The sequence below is a fragment of the Frigoribacterium sp. PhB107 genome, assembly GCF_003751515.1.
In the GTDB taxonomy this organism is placed as follows: domain Bacteria; phylum Actinomycetota; class Actinomycetes; order Actinomycetales; family Microbacteriaceae; genus Frigoribacterium.
The window spans coordinates 617175-631224 of the sequence record NZ_RJKU01000001.1 but is presented as its reverse complement, the minus strand read 5'-3'; the positions used below and the strand labels follow the sequence as shown (position 1 = coordinate 631224).

The following is a 14050-nucleotide window of genomic DNA, read 5'->3' as shown; positions in this document are numbered from 1 at the left end:
CGGCATCGTCGCCGTGGTGTCGGCAGCCTACGTCGCGGCTGCTCGCGGCGGAAGTGCCACGGGGGTGCCCCGCAGGGCAGGGTCAGCGAGCGCAGTCGATGCAGAGGCGGGCGGTGGGCCGGGCCTCGAGCCGCGCCTCGCCGATCCGCGCGGCGCAGCGCTCGCAGCGGCCGAAGGTGCCGTCGGCCAGCCGGCCGAGCGCCGCCTCGGCGTCGGCGGCGCGCTCGAGCCCTGATCGACGGACCGCGTCGAGCTGCGACCGTTCGTAGGCGATGGTCGAGCCCTCGGGGTCGTGTTCGTCGTCGACGTTCGCTCCCTCGCGGGCCTCGGCCACCGCCTCCATGTCGCGCAGCAGTCGCTCGGCCAGCGCGAGCGCCTCGTCGCGGGTCCGGCGCAGCTGCTCGGTGGGGTCGGTCACGCGACGCGCGGCGGCACCCGCTCGCCCTCGGGAGGCGCGGCCGGGGGAGTGCCGTCGCCGAACGGCCGCCCGCCGAGCTCCTCACGGCCGTGCTCGGTCAGCCAGCCCGACGGGTCGGGGCCGGCCGGGACGATCCCCGTCGGGTTGATGTCGCTGTGCACCACGTAGTAGTGCGCCTTGATCTGGGCGAAGTCGATCGTGTCGCCGAAGCCGGGCGTCTGGAACAGGTCGCGGGCGTAGGCCCAGATCACCGGCATCTCGGCCAGCTTCGAGCGGTTGCACTTGAAGTGGCCGTGGTAGACGGCGTCGAAGCGGGCGAGGGTGGTGAAGAGGCGGATGTCCGCCTCGGTGATGGTGTCCCCCACGAGGAAGCGCTGCCCCGCGAGGCGATCGGACAGCCAGTCGAGGCGCTCGAAGAGCGTGCGGTACGCCCGCTCGTAGCTCTTCTGCGAGCCGGCGAACCCGGCGCGGTACACGCCGTTGTTCACGTCGCGGAACACGACCGCGTTCACCTCGTCGATCTCGGCGCGCAGGCGCTCGGGATAGAGCTCGGGCGCACCCTCGCGGTGGTGCTCGGTCCACTCGGTGGCGAAGTCGAGGGTGATCTGCGGGAAGTCGTTGGTGACCACCTTGCCGGTCGGCACGTCGACGATCGCGGGCACGGTGATGCCGCGGGCGTAGTCGGGGGTGCGGGCGAAGAACGCCTCCTGCAGGCGCTCGATGCCGAGCACGGGGTCGCGGCCGTCCGGGTCGAGGTCGAAGGTCCAGCTGCGGGCGTCGTGGGTCGGCCCGGGCAGGCCGAGCGAGATCGCTCCCTCGAGGCCGAGGAGGCGGCGCGAGATGACGGTGCGGTTGGCCCAGGGGCAGGCGCGGGCGGCGACGAGCCGGTAGCGGCCGGCCTCGACGGGCCAGCCGTCGACGGCGTCGCGCGTGATCCTGTCCTCGATGTAGTTCGTGTCGCGGGTGTACTCCTGGCCGGGCTCGACGTACGTGCCCTTCGCCTGCTGCTCGTCGCTCATGCTCGCCACCCTACGCAGACGCGTCCGAGAGCCCCGCCGGGAGCCTCACGCGGACGCGTCCGAGAGGTCGGGCAGCTCGTGCCCCTCCGGTGCCGCTCCGGCTGCGCCCGCCGCCGCACGGCCTGCCTGCCAGTCGCGCCACATCGCCTTGAGGTCCCAGGCGGCCTCGGCCTCGAGCGAGATGCCGCGCTCGCCGGTGCGCCTGGTCCGCCCCTGGATCAGCAGCAGCTTCGTGCCGAACAGCTGCGGCCCCGACCTCGCCTGCGCCTCCTCGAAGAACGTCGCGTCGGCGCAGCCCGTGCCGTCGTCGACGCTGATGAACACGACCCGTTTGCCGCTGCGCATCGGCGGCGTCTGGGTGGCGATCCGGATGCCCGCGACGAGCACGGTGGTGCCGTTCCAGTGGTCGCGCAGATCGGCTGCCCGGACGACGCCGAGGTCGTCGAGCATCGGGCGGTAGCTCTCGATCACGTGCTCGCTGACCTCCATCGACAGGATGTCGAGCTCGTCGCCCACCCTGTCGCGCAGGCTCACGTCGGGGGTGCCGGTGGGCACCTCCGCCGAGTCGTCGACCGAGAAGTCGAGCTGGTTCTGCACGTCGGAGGCGCGTGGCCGTGCGGTGCGCTGCGTCAGCGACCGCACACGGGCGAGCACGTCGCCCCTCGTCCGCCCGGGGCCGGCCAGGGAGTCGAGCGCGCCGACCTGCGCCAGCCGCTCGATCAGCCGCCGCGACGGCGTGGCCCGCTGCCAGAAGTCGGTGATCGACTCGTAGGGCCGGCCCACGACGACGCGGGCGAGCTCGGAGTCGCTGATGCCGTGCACGTCGGACAACGACAGCCGGATGCCGAGGTCGCCGGGGCGGCTGGGCGCGATCGGCGTCGCCGGGGCACGCACCCGCTCGACCCTGTAGACGTCGGTCGACGCGTTGACGTCGAGCGGCAGCACGGGCACGCCCATGCGTCGCGCCTCGGTCAGCAGCAGCCGCTTCGGGTACATCCCGGGGTCGTGCGTCAGCACCCCGGCGAGGAACTCCGCCGGGTAGTGGGTCTTGAGCCAGGCGGTCTGGTAGGTGGGCAGCGCGAACGCGGCGCCGTGCGCCTTGCAGAAGCCGAAGGAGCCGAACCCCTTGAGCACCGCCCAGATCTTGTCGACCTGGGCGTCGGTGAACCGCCTCCTGCCGTCGTCGTCGACGTTCCCGGTCGTGCGGCGTCGGAACTCGACCTCGAGGGCGTCGTCCTGGCCCTTGCCCATGTGCCGGCGGATCTCGTCGGCCTCGGCGAGCGAGACCTCCATCGTGGCCTCGAGGATGCGCAGCACGTGCTCGTGGTAGATCACCACGCCGTAGCTGTCGTCGAGGAACGGCGCGAAGCTCGGGTGCAGGTAGTCGGGCCGCTGGAACCCGTGCTTCGTGTCGAGGAACGGCGCGACCATGTTGCCCTTCATCGGGCCGGGGCGGAACAGCGAGATGTCGGCGATCAGGTCGCTGTAGCGGTCGGGCTGCATCTTGCCGATCAGCTCGCGCTGCCCGGGGCTCTCGATCTGGAACATGCCGAGGGTGTGGGTGGTGCGGATCGCCTCGAAGGTGGGCTCGTCGTCGTGCGGGATCTCGTCGAGCTCGACCCGCCCCTGCCGGTTCACGTAGGGGACGTCGACGGCGAGCCCGCCGGCCAGGGCGGCGCGGGCGCCGTTCACCCGCTCGATCTCGTCGAGCGCGTAGGCCATCGAGCTCTGCATCCGGACCCCGAGCACGTCGAGCTTCAGCAGGCCCGCGTCGTTCATGTCGTGCTTGTCGAACTGGCTCATCGGCAGCCCGATGCCGCTCGGCTGCACCGGGGTCGTGCTGAGCAGGTCGGAGTCGCCGAGGATCACCCCGCACGGGTGCATCGAGATGTGCCGGGGCAGTCGGTCGAGCCGCTCGGTCAGGTCGACGAGCAGGTCGATCTGGCCGTTCTGCCGGGCGAGGTCGGCGATGGCCCGCAGCTCGGGCTTCTCGGCCATGGCGGTGCGGAGGTCGCGGGCGTTCGAGCGCCACACGTTGTTCGCGACGAGGTCGATCTGGTCGTCGTCGAGCCCGAGGGCCTGGCCGGCGTCGCGCACCGCCCCCCGGCCGCGGTAGGTCGACTGCATGGACATGAGGGTGACCCGGTTGCTGCCGTAGCGGTCGAAGATCGCCCGGTAGATCTCGTGCCGCCTGGCCGACTCGACGTCGATGTCGATGTCGGGCAGCGTCTCGCGCTTGTTGCCGAGGAACCGCTCGAACAGCAGGTCGTGCTCGATCGGGTCGACGTTCGAGATGCGCAGGAGGTAGGTGACCAAGCTGCCGGCGCCCGACCCCCGCGCGGCGTTCCGCACCCGCATGTCGCGCATCAGGGCCGAGACGTCGGCGACGGTGAGGAAGTAGCTCGCGAAGCCGAAGCCCGTGATGATCCCCAGCTCGTAGCGCATCCGTTCGTCGACGGTGCGACGGAGGGCCTGGTCGGCGTGGCCGAAGCGCTCGGTGACGCCCGCCTCGGCCCGACGGAACAGCACCTGGTCGGGATCGCCGTCGACGCCGATGGCGCTGAGCTCGGGCGTCTTCGGTCGGCGCCAGCGCAGGTCGGCGTCGGGGTCGAGGCGGCAGCGGTCGGCGAGCCGCTCGGTCTCGGCGAGCATCTCCTCTGCCGCCCGGCGGGGGCACGAGGAGGCGTCGGCGACGAGGGTCGCCAGCGCGCGCATCTCGTCGCCCCGCTTGAGCGACGCCTGGGCGTTCGGCTGCGGGGTGAACGCCCCCAGCGGGGCCAGGTGCCCCGCCGAGTCGAGCACGTCGGCCGTGACCGCGCCGTCGGGGTCGAGGTAGCGCACCGCGTTGGTCAGCACGGCGGGCACCCCGACGTGATCGGCCAGCTCGAGCATGCGCGCCGCGTGCCGCACGCTGCGGCTCTCGCCCGGCTCGGTGAGGTGACAGACGACCTCGACGGCCACGCCGCCGGGCAGCTCGCGCGCCCAGGCGGCCAGCGACGCCGCAGCGGCAGTGTGCCTGCCCTCCGCCACCAGCCGCCCCACGTCGGAGTCGGGCCCGAGCAGCACCGTCGCGTCGGCGCCCTCGTCGCTGCGGAGGAACGCCCGCAGCCGTGACCGCGGGATCGTCGCGACGCTGTTCGCGCTGCCGCTCACCCGCCTCGTCGCCCTGCCGTGCGCGGCGCTGATCAACCGGCAGAGAGCGGCCCAGCCCGCACCCGGACGCCCCCCGCCCGCCCCGTGCGCGAGCACCACGATCCGGTCGACCGAGGAGGCGCCCGCCCTGCCCCCGGGACCGGCACCGGCCGCCGCGCCACCCTGGCCCTCGTCGTCGGCCGTGTCGTCGACGCAGCCGAGCTCGACGCCCACGATCGGGTCGATGCCCGCCGCCCGGCAGGCGCCGATGTGCCGGATCGCCCCGTAGAGGCCGTCGCGGTCGGTGATCGCCAGCGCGTCCGCGCCGTGGGCGGCGGCGTGCTCGACGAGCTGCGCCGGCGGCGTCGTGCCGTAGTGCGCGCTGAACGACGATGCCACGTGGAGGTGGGTGAAACGCATCGTGCTGCCTCGGTGCTTCTCTCGTCGGACCTCCCGGCCGAGGTCGGTTCGAACGTGTGTTCGACGAGTGTACGTCGCCCTGGCGGGGTACGACGACCCTGCCGGCGCCCCAGGCGGCGACCGCGCCCTGCTGTCATCATCGTCAGATGCCAGACCGACGAGCCGCCGCCCAGGACTCCGCCAGGACCGCCTCCCGGTGGACGCGGACCCTGCTGGCCCAGCCGCGCCTCCTCATGGCCGCGAAGGGGGCGCTCGCCGCGGCTCTCGCCTACTGGATCGCGCCCCACGTGCCCGGCGTGGCCGCCGAGTACCCCTACTACGCTCCGCTCGGGGCCGTGCTGGCGCTCTGGCCGACCGTGAAGACGTCGCTCAAGCAGGGGCTGCAGACGATCCTCGGCCTCGTGATCGGGGTGCTGCTCGCGACGACGGTGTTCGCCCTGCAGGAGGGGCAGCCGGGCGTGCTGGCCGTGGCGCTCGTCGTCGGCCTCGGCACGCTCATCGCGGGGATCCGCTGGTTGGGCGCCGGCCGCGACTGGGTGCTGACCGCCGGGCTCTTCGTGCTGCTGCTCGGCGGAGCGAACGCAGGGGACTACTCCACCGGCTACGTCGTGCAGATCGGCGTCGGCGTCGCCGTGGGCGTCCTCGTCAACCTCCTCCTGGTGCCGCCCCTCTACACCGGCCGTGCCGAGCAGCGGCTCCGGCTCGTGCAGGCGTCGCTCGCCGACCGCGCCGACGACGTCGCCACTGTGTTCGAGGCGGACTGGCCGATCGAGGACGACGACTGGGAGCGACGCGTCGCGGTCCTGCCGAGCACCCTGCGGCACGTCCGCGACGCCGTCCAGTACGCCGACGAGTCGCGCCGCCTCAACCCGCGGTGGCTGCTGCGACGACGCGACCTCGGCACCGAGTACGCCGACCTCGTCGTCTTCGAGCGGGTGGGGTTCCACCTGCAGGACCTCGCCGAGGTCTCCGGCATCCTCGGCCGCCGGATCGGCCGACAGATCGGCATCGTCGACGACCTCGCCCCCCTCGTCGCCCGTGCCGTCCGCAGCGTCGGAGAGGTGATCAGGAGGCGCGGCGGCGACGACCGGGACGCCTTCGTCACCGCCCGCCGCGACGTCGAGGCGCTCTGGCGGGCCATCGACACGCACCGCGAGCTGCCGACGGTCGCCACGAGCGGCGGCGTCTCGGTCGCCGTCTCGCTCGGACGGATCGTCGCCGCGCTCGACCCCGACGACTCGACGGCTCCCCGCCCCGACGACGAGGCGGTCGGCGACCTCGACGGAGACGGGGACGTCGATGCCGACGACGTCGCTGCCGAGGTCGGCGGCACCACGAGCACCGGCCCCGTCGACGACCCCACGGCACCCCGCGACACCGCGCCGCGTGACAGCGAACGACGCCAGGAGGCGCAGGGCCCGGCCGCCGACGGCGAGGCGGAGGACGCTGCCCGCGAACGCTGACGGCGTCCGACGCCCGGGCGCAGTACGGTGGGGGAGGCATCGTCGCCGAACGCCCCGCCGCGCCCTGCGCCGGTCTCGCGGATGCGCCCACGGCGTGCCGCGACTCCGCCCCGGCCCGGCAGCCCGTACCCCTCACACACCGAGCGGCGACCCGTCGCCGCCTTCACGGAAGCCGTACCTGTGACAGACACCACCACCCTCATCATCCTCGGAGCCTCGGGAGACCTGACCGAGCGCCTCCTCCTCCCCGGTCTCGCGAGCCTGCTCAAGAGCGACCGCGGGGTCGACGTGCAGCTGATCGGCACCGGCCGCAGCGAGCGCAGCCCCGAAGAATGGGACGACGTCGTCACGACCGCCTTCAACGGCGACGCGGGCAGCGACCTCGCGAAGAAGACGCTGGCGTCCAGCCAGTACATCCAGGGCGACCCGACCACGGTCGAGCACCTGAAGGCCCTCTTCGAGGCGTCTGAGGGCACGCCCGTCATGTACTTCGCGCTGCCCCCGGCCATCAGCACCAAGGTGATCCAGGCGCTCGCCGAGATCGACCTGCCCGACGGCCTCCGCCTCGCGCTCGAGAAGCCCTTCGGCTCCGACGAGGCGAGTGCCCGAGAGCTCAACGCCGAGCTGCTCAAGATCGTGCCGGAGGAGCGCATCCACCGCACCGACCACTTCCTCGGTCGCGCCACGGTGCTCAACATGATCGGCCTGCGCTTCGCCAACCGCCTCTTCGAGCCGGTCTGGAACAGCGAGAACATCGAGAAGGTCGAGATCTTCTACGACGAGGTCCTCGGCCTCGAGGGCCGCGCGCAGTACTACGACAAGGCCGGCGCGCTGATCGACATGATCCAGAGCCACCTGCTGCAGGTGCTCGCCGTCATCGCGATGGACGCCCCGTCGAGCATCGACTCGGTCGAGCTGCGCAGCGAGATCGCCCGCGTGCTCCGCGCGACGTGGGTCAAGGGCGCCGACCCGATCGCCTCGAGCCGCCGCGCGCAGTACGCGGCCGGCACCATCGACGGCAAGGACGTGCCCGCCTACGCCGACGAGGACGGCGTCGACAACGAGCGCCAGACCGAGACCCTGGCCGAGGTCGAGTTCGAGGTCAAGACCCGTCGCTGGGCGGGCGTCCCGTTCATCCTCCGCTCGGGCAAGGGCATGACGAAGATCCGCAAGGAGGTGCTGATCACCTTCAAGCCGGTGCCCGCGCTCCCGGAGGGCCTCAACGGCTCGTCGACGCCCGACACGCTCCGCATCGAGATCAGCCCCGAGACGATGGAGCTCGGCGTCACGACCAACGGCTCGGGCAACCCCTTCGACCTCGAGAAGTCGACGATGTCGGTCACCCTGGGCAAGCCCGAGCTCACCCCCTACGGCGAGGTCCTCAGCGGCATCTTCCACGACGACCCGACGCTGTCGATCCGCGGTGACGTCGCCGAGCGCTGCTGGGCGATCGTCGCTCCGGTGATCGAGGCCTGGAAGGCCGGCGACGTGCCGCTCGACACCTACGCGGCCGGCTCGACCGGCCCGTCGGACTGGCCCGCCTGAGCCTCGGCGCTCCTGCAGCCGACGGCCGCCCCGCTCCTCGAGCAGGGCGGCCGTCGCCGTCGTCAGACGTCCTGCGACACCGGCCCGCCGTCGGCGTCCCGTGCTCGGCCGATCGCATCGGCGGCCCGGACGAGGGCGAGGTGCGACAGCGCCTGCGGGGTGTTGCCGAGGTGGTGCCCGGTGGCGACCTCGATCTCTTCCGAGAGCATGCCCACGTCGTTGGACCAGCCGATGAGCCGGTCCATCAGAGCGGTCGCCTCGGCGAGGCGCCCTGAGCGCGCCCACTGCTCGACGAGCCAGAACGAGCAGGTGAGGAACGGGTTCTCCGCGCCGTCGAGCCCGTCGACGCCGGACTCCGTGCGGTAGCGCAGCAGCAGCCCGTCGCTCATGAGGTCGTGCTCGATCGCGGCGACGGTGCCGAGCATGCGCGGGTCGTCGGGCGCGACGAAGCCCACCTGGGCGAGCTGCAGCAGCGAGGCGTCGACCTCGGAGGATCCGTAGTGCTGGGTGTAGGTGCCGCGCTCGGCGTCCCAGCCCTTCTCCTCGATCTCGCGTCGCACCTCCTCGCGGAGGCTGCGCCAGCGCTCGACGGGGCCGTCGAGGCCGTGCTGCTCGATGCCTGAGACGGCACGGTCGAGCGCCGCCCAGATCATCACTCGCGAGTGGGTGAAGTGCCGGGGCTCGCCGCGGATCTCCCAGATGCCGTTGTCGGGCCGGGTCCAGTTGTCCTCGATGAACTGCATCAGCAGGCGCTGCAGGGGCCAGGAGGCGGCGCTCTCGGTGACCCCGAGCTCGCGAGCCTCGTGCAGGGCGACCATGACCTCGCCGAAGATGTCGCCCTGGTACTGCTGGTAGGCGGCGTTGCCGAGTCGCACCGGCGAGGCGCCCTCCCAGCCCGGCAGGTGCGGCAGCTCGCTCTCGGTGAGGGTGCGCTCGCCAGCGAGTCCGTACATGATCTGGACGTCGGCCGGGTCGCCGGCGATGGCGCGGAGCAGCCACTGACGCCACTTCTGGGCCTCGTCGGCGTATCCGTGGAGCATGAGGGCCTGGAGGGTCATGGAGGCGTCGCGCAGCCAGACGTAGCGGTAGTCCCAGTTGCGGGCGCCTCCTCGCTGCTCGGGCAGGCTCGTCGTCGCCGCGGCCACGATGCCGCCCGTGTCCTCGTTCGTGAGGGCGCGGAGCAGCAGCAACGACCGCCGCACCTCGGCGGCGTAGGCAGTGGGCTCCTCCGAGCGCGACGCCCAGTCCCGCCACCAGGAGACGGTCTTGTCGAGGGCCGCCTGGACGTCGACCCCGGCGGGAGGCTCGCGGTGCGAGGGGTACCAGGTGAACGTCATGTCGACCGTCTCGTCGGCGGCGACGTCGAACTCGGCCTGGTGGGCGTGGTCGACCGCGGTGAGGCGGGGGCCGCGGACGACGACCGCGTCCGGACCGGCGACGGCGAGCAGCGCGACGTCGTCGCCGTCGGGCACCTGGCGCACCCAGGGGAGGGCGGCGGCGTAGTCGAACCTGATGCGGAGGTCGACGTGCATCGCGACGGTGCCCTCGACGCCCCTGATGCGCCGCACGACGTCGGCGCGACGGTCGCCGACCGGCATCAGGTCGGTCACCTCGACGATGCCGGTCGGCGTCGTCCAGCGCGTGACGAGGACGAAGGTGTCCTCGACCCACGACCGGGTGGACGTCGAGGCGGCGTCGACCGGGGCGACGAGCCAGCGCCCGTGGTCGGGGTCGCCGAGCAGGGCGCCGAAGACGGACGCCGAGTCGAAGCGGGGCAGGCAGAGCCAGTCGATGCTGCCGTCGGTGCCCACGAGGCAGCCGGTGTGCAGATCGCCGATGAGCGCGTAGTTCTCTATGGCCAGGGGCATGGGCACATCCTGCCAGCGGCTGCTCTGATCCAGCTCGGCTCGGCTCAGCGTTGCAGCGTCGGGTCGGGCCAGAGGGTCTCGACCTGCGGCTTGCTGCGGCGGGTGCGCGCCCACACGAAGAAGCCGACCAGGGTGAAGGCGCCGTAGAAGACGTACATGAGGCCCGAGGCGTAGTAGCCGGCACTGAAGAGCAGGGGCGTGCCGACGAGGTCGACGGCGACCCAGATCAGCCAGAACTCGACCCAGCCCTTGGCCATGCCCCAGGTGGCGAGCAGCGAGCCCGTGAAGATCCAGGCGTCCGCCCACACGGGCTCGTACGAGCCCAGGGCGCTGAAGACGGGGGTGAGGACGGCGGTGCCGCCGAACAGGGCCACGACGAGCACGACCCGGTTCTTCGCGCCGGCCCAGCGGGGCTCGACAGGTGCGCTCGCGCCTCCGTCGCGGGAGCGGCTCCAGCGGTACCAGCCCCAGATCGACACCGCGATGAACATCACCTGACGCCCTGCCTGGCCGAGGAGGTTCACCGGGTTCGGGGTGTCGAAGACGGCCCCGAGGAACACGGTGAACAGCAGGGCGTTGCCCACGATGCCGACCGGCCAGGCCCACACCTTGCGGCGCATGCCGCCGAGGGCGCTCAGCAGGCCGAAGACGTTGCCGATCACCTCGCGCCACAGGATCGTCTGGTCGCCCAGCACGAGCTGCGCGTCGAACAGCCAGCGGATCAGGGTCATCGTGTCCTCCTCGTCGGTGACGACGCCGGGCGTCGTCGGATCGGGGAGGCGCGACCGCAGGCGCGATCGACGCTCGCTTCTCTCATCCAGACTTTACTGTCGGCTCCAGAATTGCCCTCGCAGGGCTGTCACTGGATCAGCCTCTCGGTGTCGAGAGGGTCGCGGGCTGTCACCGCCGGTACGGAATCACACCGTCCCCGAAGCACTCGTGAGAACGAGTCTTGCACCCCGGGCATTCCCGAGGGTCGCGGGCGTCTCGCGACGTCACGCGAACAGCTGCTGCTCGACCCGGTCGTCGAACACGCCGAGGAGCAGCCACGAGCCGTCGGCGCCGTCGCAGGCGAGGTCGAAGGTGCCGTCGACCCGGTGCGCCCCGTCGGTCAGCGGCAGCGCGTCGACCCGCCAGACCGGCAGCTCGAGCAGCGCCTCCCCGGCGCCCCGGGGCGCCCTGGCCGCCGATCGCCACCACTCGCGTCGGGTGACCCACCGCTCCGGCGGGCTCACCACGCCGTACACGACCCCCCGCCAGACGAACCGCAACGGCGCCCCGCCCTCGGTCGTCTCGACCGGCACCGCTTCGTCGACCTTCATGCCGCCTCCTCGTTCGAACGTGTGTTCGACCTCGAGTGTAGGTCGGGCCCCCGACATCGGCCAGGGGCCTCCGTCACCAGGGCAGCAGGCTCTCCTGCACGTGACGCGCGACGCCCCCCGGCACCCCGGCCTCGTCGGCGAAGCCGCGCCAGCCGGCGACCGCGTCGTGCACCTCCGCCACGATGTCCGACGCGCCGGGCACGAGGTGTCGGTCGGCCAGGCGCATCACGTCCGCCTCGGCGGGGTCGCGCCACACGCCGTCGACCCCCATCAGGTGCTGGTACGTGAACCTGCCCGTCGGGTTGTGCGCGAACGTCACGTCGTACGCGGGCGCCAGCTCCCACGGCGACGTCGCCGACCGGAGCAGGAACGACGTGTTCTTCGTGTGGTCGTCGTTGTTCGCCGCCAGCACGTTGAACACCATGCGCCGGAACGCCTGCGGCAGCGCCTCCCGCCCGACGACGCGGGTCGCCACGTCGAACAGCTGCCCGTAGTCGTGCACCTGTCGCTGGCGGAAGTCAAGGTGCGCCGTGCCGCAGAGGGTCACCGTGTGCGCCTTGCCCGACGGCAGCCGGTCGAAGCGCCGGGTCATGAAGTGGGCCCTGTCGCCCTCCTCGAGCAGCCGGCACTCGGCCATGTCGATGCCGGCGGCCCCTGCCATCGCCGAGTACGCCAGCTCCACCCTGCCCGACGAGTCGCCCTGCCCGAGCTCCGAGTCGGCGCCCATGCCGTCGAGCTTCAGCAGCCAGTGCTCGAACCCCTCGGGAGCCGGCAGCTGGCCGGACCGGACCTCGCCGGTCTCGCGGTCCCACGCGACCACGGCCTTGGCCCGGGCCCCTCCCGCCGACGTCCCCACCTGGATCAGGGAGCGGACCGCCGACTCGTTCTCCCGGTCGTCCGAGAACTCGGCGTCGAGGACGCTCCGCGCACCCGCGACCAGGTCGCTCAGCTCGACCGCGCTCGCGGTCCGGTGACGCGGCCCCCGGGACGGCCGGAACTCGAGGGCGCCCATCGCCCGGTCCGCCATGTAGGCCAGCCGGTCGAGCGGCGTCGCCGCCCCGCGCCCGACGCCCTGCCTCGCCAGCCACGCGTCGATCACGGCGTTCCCGAAGTCGTCGGGCAGAGCGTCCGCCAGCAACGCGGGGAGGCGGTGGAACGTCGTCTCCGGCAGCTGCGGGAACACGTGCCGGCGCCGACGGACCGGCATGGTCAGCGGGGCGAGCTCGACGCCCCGCGCCGCCCACTCGGGGTAGTACTCGAACACGTACGCACCGAGCGCGGGGTCGAGGGCGACCGCGCCGACCCGCTCGCCCCAGGCCGTGACCTCGACCGCCTGGACCGGCACCCAGCTCACGACCCGCTGCTCCCGCGCGGTGCCCGTGGCCGGTACACGCGACGACGCGGGGCCGGGTCGGCCGATCGGAGGACGTCGATGGGGCTCACGGCGCTCGCCGGGGCCAGGGCGTCGAGGGCGTCCTCGGCGCCGAGGGCCCTCAGCACGCGCACCAGGGTCGAGAGGGTGCTCCCGCGGCCGTTCTCGAGCGACTGGAGGGTGCTGGTCGAGAGGTCGGCCCGGCGTGCCAACGAGATCTGGTCGAGCCCGGCATCGAGTCGCGACGCCCGCACCTGGCTGCCGATCCGGGCCTCCCACTCGTCCGTGGACCGCGCGGGGGGATCGGGGAAGGGCTGATCCATCATGGTCCTCCTGTACGTGGATTTCCGATCATAAGAGCCACATCGCATCCTGACAACCGGATTTCCCGTCATAGCAGGACCGCAACTTCTCGCGACGGCTCAGGGCGTCCGGGCGGTGACGACCCCTGCCTCCGTCAGCTGGTCCCAGAGGCCGGCGCCGTCCGGCGCGGACACCCAGGCGACGTCGGTGCCCTGGGCGTGCTCCGACCGGGACCGCCCTCCGGCCAGCACGGCCTCGCTCGGCGACAGCTCGCGGATGGCCACCGCGGCCACGTTCTCGGGGTGGTCGTGCAGGAACCGGCCGTAGAGCTCCTCGTCGTGCTGCCCGTCGTCGCCGACGAGCAGCCACCGTACCTGGGGGAACTCCTCCGCCAGCCGGTCGAGCGAGCCCTGCTTGTGGAGTCGACCGCTCCGGAAGAAGCGGTCGTGCGTGGGACCCCAGTCCGTGAGCAGCAGGGGGCCGCGGGGATAGAGGTTCCGCGAGAGGAACCGCGAGAGCGTGGGGGCGACGTTCCAGGCGCCCGTCGACAGGTAGACGACCGGGCAGCCTCCCGACGACGCGTGCAGCCGTTCGTACAGGACGGCCATGCCGGGCACCGGCCGCCGAGCGTGCTCGTTGAGGACGAAGGTGTTCCACGCCGCGAGCAGGGGCCTCGGGAGGGAGGTCACCATGACCGTGTCGTCGATGTCCGAGACGATGCCGAAGCGCGCGTCGGGGTCGATCACCGCGACCGGCGCCTCCACCGGGAGGGAGCCCTCCGTCGTGATCGTCACGACGTGCCAGCCCGGCGCCAGGTCGGACTCGAGCCGCACGTCGAGGACGCCGCCGCGATCCGTGGTCACCGTCTGCGTCCGTCCGCCGATGGTCACCTCGACGACCGCGTGCTCGACGGGCACGCTCGTGAAGCTGCGCCAGCCGCGGACGTTCGCCCGGTCGGCGCCGTCGAGGGTGCCGGTCCGCGTGAGCAGCACGCGCGACAGGACACGGACCCACCCGCTCGAGCCGTAGCCCGTGTACGGCACGATCGTCGGACGCAGGCCTCGCTTGCGGGCCCGCTTCTCGCGGAACCGGTGCACGGAGTTCTCGATGCGCGCCGCCCGGTGCAGGAGGGGCTCGACAGCGGCCGGGGCCGGCTTTCGGATGTCGGGCATCCGGTCATCCTCGCAC

Annotated in this window: 11 protein-coding genes and 1 riboswitch; of the genes, 2 read left to right on the top strand and 9 right to left on the bottom strand. The window is 72.5% G+C overall.

Annotated features, from left to right (window positions below):
- Positions 1 to 82 precede the first annotated feature (82 nt).
- From EDF18_RS02840 to EDF18_RS02830, 3 genes are read right to left on the bottom strand one after another with little or no spacing between them, the layout of a single operon-like run.
- The gene (locus EDF18_RS02840) at positions 83 to 418 is read right to left on the bottom strand and encodes a TraR/DksA family transcriptional regulator (protein WP_233568953.1); all 336 of its coding nucleotides are present in this window, start codon (positions 416 to 418) and stop codon (positions 83 to 85) included.
- Positions 415 to 1437: a glutathione S-transferase family protein gene (locus EDF18_RS02835; RefSeq protein WP_123547247.1), complete on the bottom strand. Its 1023-nt coding sequence runs from the start codon at positions 1435 to 1437 to the stop codon at positions 415 to 417. The genes EDF18_RS02840 and EDF18_RS02835 overlap by 4 nt, the downstream gene beginning before the upstream one ends.
- Positions 1438 to 1482: 45 nt before the next feature.
- Positions 1483 to 4989 (bottom strand): DNA polymerase III subunit alpha, encoded by a 3507-nt coding sequence (locus tag EDF18_RS02830; protein WP_123546208.1) that lies wholly within the window; start codon positions 4987 to 4989, stop codon positions 1483 to 1485.
- A 146-nt stretch (positions 4990 to 5135) separates the two neighbouring features.
- Here EDF18_RS02830 and EDF18_RS02825 point away from each other — a divergent pair, with 146 nt between their 5' ends.
- Positions 5136 to 6452 carry an aromatic acid exporter family protein gene (locus tag EDF18_RS02825; RefSeq protein WP_123546206.1) on the top strand — a complete coding sequence of 439 codons (1317 nt, stop codon included), beginning with the start codon at positions 5136 to 5138 and terminating at the stop codon, positions 6450 to 6452.
- A gap of 180 nt (positions 6453 to 6632) precedes the next feature.
- A complete protein-coding gene (locus EDF18_RS02820; protein WP_233568952.1) occupies positions 6633 to 7997 on the top strand; it encodes a glucose-6-phosphate dehydrogenase in 1365 nt (454 codons plus the stop codon).
- Between the two features lie 62 nt (positions 7998 to 8059).
- Here EDF18_RS02820 and EDF18_RS02815 read toward each other — a convergent pair whose 3' ends face one another.
- From EDF18_RS02815 to EDF18_RS02790, 6 genes are all read right to left on the bottom strand, one after another.
- Positions 8060 to 9865, bottom strand: a complete 1806-nt coding sequence (locus EDF18_RS02815; RefSeq protein ID WP_123546202.1) for a glycoside hydrolase family 15 protein — start codon at positions 9863 to 9865, stop codon at positions 8060 to 8062.
- A gap of 44 nt (positions 9866 to 9909) precedes the next feature.
- Positions 9910 to 10596: a nicotinamide riboside transporter PnuC gene (gene pnuC / locus EDF18_RS02810; protein ID WP_123546200.1), complete on the bottom strand. Its 687-nt coding sequence runs from the start codon at positions 10594 to 10596 to the stop codon at positions 9910 to 9912.
- Positions 10597 to 10666: 70 nt separating this feature from the next.
- Positions 10667 to 10805: riboswitch (FMN riboswitch) on the bottom strand.
- A 55-nt stretch (positions 10806 to 10860) separates the two neighbouring features.
- Complete coding sequence (locus EDF18_RS02805) at positions 10861 to 11187, bottom strand: DUF6504 family protein (RefSeq protein ID WP_123546198.1); 327 nt, start codon at positions 11185 to 11187, stop codon at positions 10861 to 10863.
- 73 nt (positions 11188 to 11260) lie between these two features.
- Positions 11261 to 12541, bottom strand: a complete 1281-nt coding sequence (locus tag EDF18_RS02800; protein WP_123546196.1) for a type II toxin-antitoxin system HipA family toxin — start codon at positions 12539 to 12541, stop codon at positions 11261 to 11263.
- The gene (locus EDF18_RS02795; protein WP_158614602.1) at positions 12538 to 12885 is read right to left on the bottom strand and encodes a helix-turn-helix domain-containing protein; all 348 of its coding nucleotides are present in this window, start codon (positions 12883 to 12885) and stop codon (positions 12538 to 12540) included. Before EDF18_RS02795 ends, EDF18_RS02800 begins: the two co-directional genes overlap by 4 nt.
- A 96-nt stretch (positions 12886 to 12981) precedes the next feature.
- Positions 12982 to 14034, bottom strand: coding sequence for an App1 family protein (locus EDF18_RS02790; protein ID WP_123546192.1), 1053 nt, complete (start codon positions 14032 to 14034; stop codon positions 12982 to 12984).
- Positions 14035 to 14050 lie beyond the last annotated feature (16 nt).